Source organism: Sphaerospermopsis aphanizomenoides BCCUSP55, from assembly GCF_001586785.1.
GTDB classification, from domain to species: domain Bacteria; phylum Cyanobacteriota; class Cyanobacteriia; order Cyanobacteriales; family Nostocaceae; genus Sphaerospermopsis_A; species Sphaerospermopsis_A aphanizomenoides_A.
Map to the genome: position 1 here is coordinate 1 of NZ_LUFH02000163.1, position 8,083 is coordinate 8,083.

Sequence of the window (8,083 nt, forward strand, 5' to 3'; positions counted from 1 at the left end):
TACTCATATCCTCATGATAGCTGACTATTTAATCAGATATGAGTTGATTTAGGTAGATATTTTGATTCAGTTACTAGCCCCTAACTTCTGACTCAGCAAGATCAGTCTCCTCTTGTGCAACACCTGTAGATTCTTGTGTTAGAGGACGCTGAGGGTGAAAACGCTGTACAAACCAATGTTCGCCAAGCACATAATCACCTTGCTGCCATTCTTGAAGAGCAGCATCTACTTCCTTAATCCAAACATCAAGCTCATTGTCCACTACCGTTTTTGCGGCTCCTTACCGCTCTAGCAGGTTTGGATCGTCCAACTTCACGATGGATAGGTTCTTGTAGAGCATCAACTAGATCAGCCGGATTGGGTGGTCTACGTGACGCACGTGCATCCTCAGATAAGGGAGCTAATTGTGGTCTTTCAGGAGCATTACCATAACCAATAATTCGTTTTACCTCTTCATATTCATCAGCTACCAAGAGATCGAAAGGAAGTTGACTATCACTACCAGGAGTTAATAAAAGACTACGATTAAGACTGGCACTTCCCCGATTAATATACTGAACAGTAGCCAAAAGGCGATTAAGCTTCTCCTCATTAAAACGAGATAATCGCTGACCACTTGCCCAAAAGTGAATACTTCTACGTGAAACATTAAAAAGCCTAGCAAGTTGATCCCAGGTCAATCCACTTAACTTTCTCAGTTGGTTAATAGCAATCCGTGTTTTTTCCGCAGAATTAGTTGATGGAAAAGTCAACCCACTCGTTGTCATCTCCAAAGTAGGTAATAAATTTCGATCAAATGTTGCTGTCGTACTTGCTGTAATAGGAATAGTCGAAAAAATTTTATATATAATAGTGGGGCGGTAATTATGCTGAGGACGCATTGAGCCACGGGCAGAAGTACCCGATAACGGCTCAGGCTTTCTATCTAAAAGAGAAGTCATGGTTCACCTCCAAAATGCTGCAAAAATTCATCAGTTACTGCCCATCTGAAAAAAGTATAAATTCTTTCAGCAAAACGCTGTGCTTCATTCAGAAGTTCTTCAACATCAAAATCTCGTTGTTTTGAGAGAGACATATCTAAATCAAGTATCCAGCTAGGCTCATTAACTGGTTCAATTGCATCTGGATCAAAAGTTCCATTAGGAGGAATTAGTCCCCATCGTGCAATTATCTGATCTTCTCCCCCAGGTAAACTAAATAAAGATTCATTGATACTCTGATGAATATATTCTCCAAAGTCTAATGCTACAATACCCGTAATTTCCGAGCGTACAAGCTTAGATATATCATTTACTGCTTGTCCAACGAGTCGATCAATATATCTCACACCGAATCGTTGAACAATTTTAGGTTTAATGTGTTCATTAAGTGCTACTAGCAAGTTTTCTAACCGTGCTATAAAATCACTACGACTTGTATAAGCAGTTGTCTCAAGTGCTACGAAGTCAGGTGATAGTGATAAGCGCCAATTACCTTGAGCATCTACAAATCTCCAAGTTACTTGCTCAGACTGAGTAACACCTTGAGAACCAAAAACTAAGCTTCGGGTCTGCTCTTGTTGTAATATTGGATACTTATCTCTAATAGCTTCTTGAAATCCTCCTATAAAGCTTTTATTTTCAATTGACGTAATCAGCGGAAAGCGTATTTGTGCAATAACACGAACTAGAGGTGCTTTTTTTAAAGACACCTCTTTTGGCGGTTGTGCAATAAGTGGATTGATTATGGCCACTGCTCTCCATCCTTTGTTCGTTGGTTTTCAGGAAACTGTATATGTTCCGAAAGCAGGAAATACTGCCTTTAGTCTCGTGAATCTATAATAGAACAAATGTGTGAAGTATAGTGTGAAGTTTAAGCAAAATTTATCTAAAACAGAATCCTGTCACTAAACCCAACATTATAAGGTGTATATGATAGCAGGTAATATCTAGCAATCTGATCTACGTATATAAAATTTGAAGGTTATCTATTAAGCGATCGCACTGTATAAATAAATTTTCCTAAATTTTACAGCAGTAAAAGCCAGTAAGTTATCCTCACTCTTGCTTGTACTGCTGAAAATTCCTAACTACCCAACTGTCACCGGAACTTTATAATAAACTGGCTCATTCCCTGCTTTCCATTTAATATTACAACCAATACTCGGCTTTTGCTCCCAAGTAATTACCTCATCTGCTAAAACATAATTAATCGCTTTCCGCAAATCTTGTCCAGTTACAGGTAAACCATTTTTCGGACGACTATCATCTAATTGTCCCCGATAAGCCAGCTTTCTATTAGCATTAAATACAAAAAAGTCTGGAGTACAAGCTGCAAAAAAATCTTTAGCCGCTTTTTGACTTTCATCATAAAGTAAAGGATAGGATAAATCTATTTCTTGGGCAAAATCTTTAAGTAATTCTAGCGCATCATGAGGATGAGTATTAATATCATTAGAACTAATTGCTAAAATACCCACATTTCTATTTTTGTAATCTTGTCCTAACTTTGCTAATTCAAATTTGATATGTTGCACAAAAGGACAATGACGACTCAGAAAGATAACTACTAATACTTTTTTATCAGCAAAGTTTGCCAATGAAATCGTTTTACCTGAAACCACATCTGGGAGATAAAAATTAGGTGCTAAAGTCCCCAAAGGTAACATTGTCGAAGGTGTTAAAGCCATAAAATCCAATTCCTTAAATTATCAAATTCATGATCAAAATTGTGCATTACCCTTTGCGGTAACACACCCTACAGTTAGCCAGTGATTAAGCTGCTACAAGATTGGGAATATATGCCGCAGAATCTCCTTTAATGGCTTGACTATACTTACCGTCAATACCTAAAGGAATATCACCAGCAATGGTTACACGCTGCACACGACGGGGTTGATCTCCATAATCAGCGATCGCATAATGTTGAGTAGCGCGATTATCCCAAAATGCCACATCCCCAACCTGCCAACGCCAACGCACTGTATTCTCAGGTCGTGTAACATAAGATTGCAATAGTCAAATAATCTCTCCTGATTCAGTTGGAGATAAACCGCGAATTTGACGCACAAAACCACCAATAAATAAACCCTTTTCCCCAAATTCAGGGTGAATTCTCACCACTGGATGCAAGGTTTCATACACCGTTGAAGTAAACACATCCCGGTAAGATTTCACTTCTTCCGGTATATCAAAGGCTGTGGCATAATCATAAGCATTACTATGTACAGCCCAAAGTTTATCCGCTAAATTCCGCAAATGCTCCGGTAAATCTTGGTATGCAGTCACCGAATTTGCCCAAATAGTATCCCCTCCCGCCGGAGGAATTACCAATGCCCTCAAGACCGAGCCAAGGGGCAGACGATCTACCCAAATCTTACAGCGATTTTCGGGTAAATGAACTACATTTTATTGTCTCACGCAGAGGCGCAAAGAGGAATCAAGAGTATGGTATAAATACATGAAAACTGCTGTAAATAAGTAGGTATGCGTTGAAATTTATCGTTATGGCAAGGCAAAAGGCAAGAGGCAAAAGGCAAGAGGGAAGTAACTTCTTTGTCGCCCCCTCAAATGATCCCCTTAAACCAGTGCAGTTTCCTTCATGAAATCTGCTTTAGGAATTTCTAATAACTCTAAAATAGTTGGAGCAATAGAACACAGAGAAATTTTACCCTCATGAATCGAATGCTTACAGCTTGGCTGACGAATCCATAAAATGCCATCTGGGTGATGCATTCCGCGTTTTATATCTTCTATTTGATAAAAAATATCAAAGAATGGGAATGATTTTTTGCTGTTGGTAATATTCAAAATTGCATTTTGTGGTATTTCTTCAAAAATTCCACAGCCACCGAAAATATCTTTACCATTGCGTCTTAATCGCATTATCGGACGCTGATTTATTTGTAAATTTATCAGTTTTTGTTCTGCTTCAGTTGCATCTTGTTCATTTTCAAACCTGATATGAAATTCTTCAGCCATGACTGGAGAGCAAATATAATTACTCTTCACACCTGCAAAATCTAAGAGACTTTCAAACTTACGCGGCCTACAAAGACGTTTTCCTCCAGTTTCCTCATAGGTAAAACAAGGTTGTTGACTTAAAGCCGTAGATAAAATAAAAGTAGTCTTATGATCTGATAAATTCAGAAATTTACCTATGAGTTTATCCATTTCTTGATAGCCATACAAAATTGCATTTTCATATTCAATCTGTTCTTTTATTGATGGTTTAATTTGAAATTTATCTGGCTCCATATTCCGCCAGTACATATGTTGAAAATGGGCTGTACTATTAATAAAAAAAGTAGAAAAATGCGGCCGGATTTTGTGATAATAGGAGCGAAATAAATCAAACTGAAGCTTATCTGCGATAGTTGCACGTTGCCAACGGTATTTTCCTGTGATTTTCTCACGAATTAATTGTTGGATAATGGCACTAATTGTATTTAGTGAAAGTCCGTGATTCTTCATAAAGTTCAGAAACCTCAAATAATCTCCAGTACTAAGGGGAACAGAATCATTTGTGTGTTCCTGGACTTGTTTTTGAACAAATTGGAAATATAGCAATAATTCTTCAGAATTTGGAGTAATTTTTGTACTCCAAAAATCTGGCATAATATAACCATTTAATGAGGGATTGTAGCTAATGTTCATACTGCCACAAATCCAAACCTTTAATCCTGCATCTGAAATAATATCCCAAATCGATTTTGACTTGAGTTTATATCCCTCATCCAGAAGAAATATTTGATGTTCACAGTAAGGGACACCAGAATGTACTGTCACCCATTGAAAGCAAGGTTGTAGATATTGTGGGTCTTCTTCTGCATCCGTTATATAAACTTCTGATTCTTTATAAAGTCGCTGGAAGTTAGGTAACTTTCCTTCTTGAATAAATCTTTCAATTAATGAAGGGCAAAGCTCATTAAATTCTAGTAATATAACAGATTTGTCTGAATTCATAGTAAATCCTAAATAAACTAATAATCACGAATTGCTCAGAGGTTACATGAAAAAATAAATACATATTTTTTCATATTGTGAAAAACATAAATACCTAAACTTAATATGTTTTTCTATAATTTACCAACCACTGATTTTTAAAATGTTATGACGAAATTTTTGGTAAGAATATCCTGCAAAATGTGCAATCAGCATTGTTGTTAACGATACTACACAAAAAAAATAACAACTCAAAGTAGAAGGTAATTGATGTTCGACACCCCGCCAAATTTCTTGACTAAAATTTTTCCTAAATTTGCTAGTTACTCGTAATCCTTCTAGTATTATTGACAAGCAACCCACTAGAATTAAAGCTTGTAAAAAAGGTCGTAAAAATTGTACAAAAAAACTAATTATTCCAATGATAATAATTCCAGAAATTACCAAAAATGGTAATTTCCCTCGAATTGGGGAATATTTAGGATGCTTTACATCTGTCAGATATCGACCTCTTCCATACTTAAAATATTGAATTAAAAGAGATTTCCATGTATTTCTGGGATAATACCAGACTTTAATTTTAGAACTCACATAAACTGCTCCGTAAGTTTTACCCATCAAGTTATGCTGCACTGCAGTATCTTGACTCGGTATTTGATTCATATCAACAAACAACTTCTGCAACCTCAGATTCAATTCAGCATCTTCATTCGTTGTTGCGTCAGTGCTGTATCCGGATACTGTTTGCAGTGTTTTTCTCCAGAAACATCCAGGGAAAAGTGTGTCAGCATAGCCATCATAATTAGGATTACGATGCTTTGCACTTCCCCCTCCTAAAAAACTTTTTGATGCTAGTGCTACTCCTGCTTGAAAAGGTGTTTTAGCAGCAAAACGAGTTGCTCCACCAATATTGAGTGCTTGCGATTCCAGGAGTAGTTCCACACATCTTTCAATGTAATCAGAGGCATAATCTGAGTGGGCATCTGCTCTGAGGAATATATCGCCTGTACAATGTAGCAAAATTAAATTGAGACCCGCAGATTGAACTTTTTGGGGATTATGCAAAAGTCGCACTCGTGAATCTTCAGATGAGAGATGTTGAATGATATCCTGAGTACCATCAGTGCTACCACCATCTGCAATCATAACTTCAACCAAATTTGGATAAAGTGTTGCTAGAAATGAGTACACAATTTTTTCTATACAATGTGCTTCATTATAAACAGGAATAGCAATAGAAACAGAGGGTAGAATCACTTGTTTTACTGAGGTTCTCCAGTCCATATATTTATACCCTTTATTCAAATGTTGTTAAAAGTAAAAATTGCATATTTATTGATACTTACAAACCCATAAATATTTGCTCGCTAAGATCTTCGTAAAGTTTCAGCAAGACCTTTGACTCTTTTTCCCAGTTATATTTTTCCAAAACAGCACTTCTGCCATTTTCACCCATCTGTTTAGCTTCATATGGATGAGCAATTATCCATTGGATTGCTTCAGCAATTGCTTGAGGATTATGAGGGTCAACACAAATGCCGCATTGATTACCTTCAATAATTTCTTTCCAAAGAGGAAAGTTAGAAGCAATAACAGGAATGCCAGCACACATATACTCGAACATCTTGACTGGAAGTGAATCCATGAGGCTGGCTGTTGGATGTAACAGGACTAATCCTGCCATTGATTTTGCGATAGTTTGCACCACTTCCTTTCTATCGAGCCACCCTAATTCTTTTACATTTGTCCATCCTGACATCGCTACTGCTTTTTCTTGTTGTTTTTGATATGCAAATTTACCACCTAGTAGTAGAAAAGTATCCGTTTGCCCTATCGCTTCTATCATTTCAAAAATCCCTCGTACCTCTGTAATTGCGCCTACATAGCAGACTACGAGTTCCTTCTGCTCCCAACTTGTGTTAGGTAAAGATAATTCATCGACGATCGGATAATTATTAACATTGACCGCAAAACATCCCAACTTGAGAAAGCGATCGCAGATTAATGGCGTTGCTGTCACTATAGCAGTGAACTGTTTAGCTGCAATATATTCTAATTTTTCCACAAGCCAACTAATAATTCTGCGCCCAATTTTAGGAATCCAGTATTTACTCAAAATATCCCTTGGCACATCTTCATGAACATCATATATAACTTTTTTACTTTGCTTCACTAATAGTATCCCAACTGGAATTAATTCAGGATCGTGAAAGTGATAAATATCTGCTTGAATTTCTAGAGCTATCTGATAAACACACCAAACAGCCTTAGTCATGCGTAACAAACGGTTTTCTTTAATTTTAGGGATAGAATGAAGTTGAACATTTTTGATCACTTCATTAGGCGCACCAGGAGCCACTAGATGTATTTCGTAGTTTGCACTCACTAATGTACAACATTCCTTTAAAAAAATACGTGGATCATTATAACAATGAACTGAAGTTAGATGACAAAGTTTAATTTTTTTCGACTGCTGGTCAATCATTTGAAACCTCTAAAAAACAATAGCAGACTCTTGTTTGGATATTTTCCGAATCAGAAAATTTATTTTCAGTAGTGTATAATCCAAAATTATATACTAATTTATGATCATCTTTTTCATTCCTTCCTTGGTATTTACCTTAAATTTTCCTGATAAGCTATTTAGCTCCATTCCAAAACAAATGAATATAGGGTAGAAACCTAAAGGAAATCTAAATAAAATGATTTGAAAAATACTAAAAACAAAAATATTATTAAAAATAATATTTTCAAAATTCCTGATGGATCTCCATGAAGTAAAAAATCTTTTGATGCAAAAAATAATTAAGCTGAGATAACCTAGAAATGAAGACAAGCCAAAGTACTGAAGTATTCCCAAAATATTATGTATGTAGTTACCTGACCCCCTGGACTTCATTATTTCGGTATAATTACCAAAAAATAAATTAGTCAATACTTCTTGAAGACCCAATTCATATAAATACGCTCTCTCATTTAAAGAGCCATCGTCCCCATCCACTAATGAAGTCACATTCCTATTTCCGTAGAGTAAATCAACAATCACGTCCCAACTGATAAAATAACTTGTGAGAGCTATAAATATCAAAAAAGATACAATTAAAAAAAGCAGTACAATAATTTTTTTATTCATACTCATTTTGTGAAATGTACAGTAAAAC

The 8,083-nt window shown here is 36.1% G+C and carries 8 protein-coding genes and 1 pseudogene; all 9 read right to left on the reverse strand.

Annotated elements, in window-relative coordinates; genetic code table 11:
* Window positions 1-73: 73 nt before the first annotated feature.
* Window positions 74-262 carry a hypothetical protein gene (locus A0J48_RS25230; RefSeq protein WP_200327323.1) on the reverse strand — a complete coding sequence of 63 codons (189 nt, stop codon included), beginning with the start codon at window positions 260-262 and terminating at the stop codon, window positions 74-76.
* On the reverse strand, window positions 252-941 hold the full coding sequence (locus tag A0J48_RS25235) for a helix-turn-helix domain-containing protein (protein ID WP_200327324.1): 690 nt from the start codon (window positions 939-941) through the stop codon (window positions 252-254). The genes A0J48_RS25230 and A0J48_RS25235 overlap by 11 nt, the downstream gene beginning before the upstream one ends.
* The gene (locus A0J48_RS25240) at window positions 938-1,732 is read right to left on the reverse strand and encodes a TIGR04255 family protein (protein WP_200327325.1); all 795 of its coding nucleotides are present in this window, start codon (window positions 1,730-1,732) and stop codon (window positions 938-940) included. The genes A0J48_RS25235 and A0J48_RS25240 overlap by 4 nt, the downstream gene beginning before the upstream one ends.
* A gap of 336 nt (window positions 1,733-2,068) precedes the next feature.
* A complete protein-coding gene (locus tag A0J48_RS25245) occupies window positions 2,069-2,668 on the reverse strand; it encodes a thioredoxin family protein (protein ID WP_200327326.1) in 600 nt (199 codons plus the stop codon).
* Window positions 2,669-2,753: 85 nt separating this feature from the next.
* A pseudogene (locus A0J48_RS25250) lies at window positions 2,754-3,350 on the reverse strand (TauD/TfdA dioxygenase family protein); the annotation flags it as partial.
* Between the two features lie 207 nt (window positions 3,351-3,557).
* A complete protein-coding gene (locus A0J48_RS25255) occupies window positions 3,558-4,943 on the reverse strand; it encodes a hypothetical protein (RefSeq protein WP_200327327.1) in 1,386 nt (461 codons plus the stop codon).
* Between the two features lie 120 nt (window positions 4,944-5,063).
* Window positions 5,064-6,206, reverse strand: coding sequence for a glycosyltransferase family 2 protein (locus A0J48_RS25260; protein ID WP_200327328.1), 1,143 nt, complete (start codon window positions 6,204-6,206; stop codon window positions 5,064-5,066).
* A 58-nt stretch (window positions 6,207-6,264) separates the two neighbouring features.
* On the reverse strand, window positions 6,265-7,407 hold the full coding sequence (locus A0J48_RS25265) for a glycosyltransferase family 4 protein (protein WP_200327329.1): 1,143 nt from the start codon (window positions 7,405-7,407) through the stop codon (window positions 6,265-6,267).
* Between the two features lie 93 nt (window positions 7,408-7,500).
* Window positions 7,501-8,083 (reverse strand): hypothetical protein (locus tag A0J48_RS25270; RefSeq protein ID WP_234301156.1); only part of this gene is annotated, 583 nt, incomplete at its 5' end.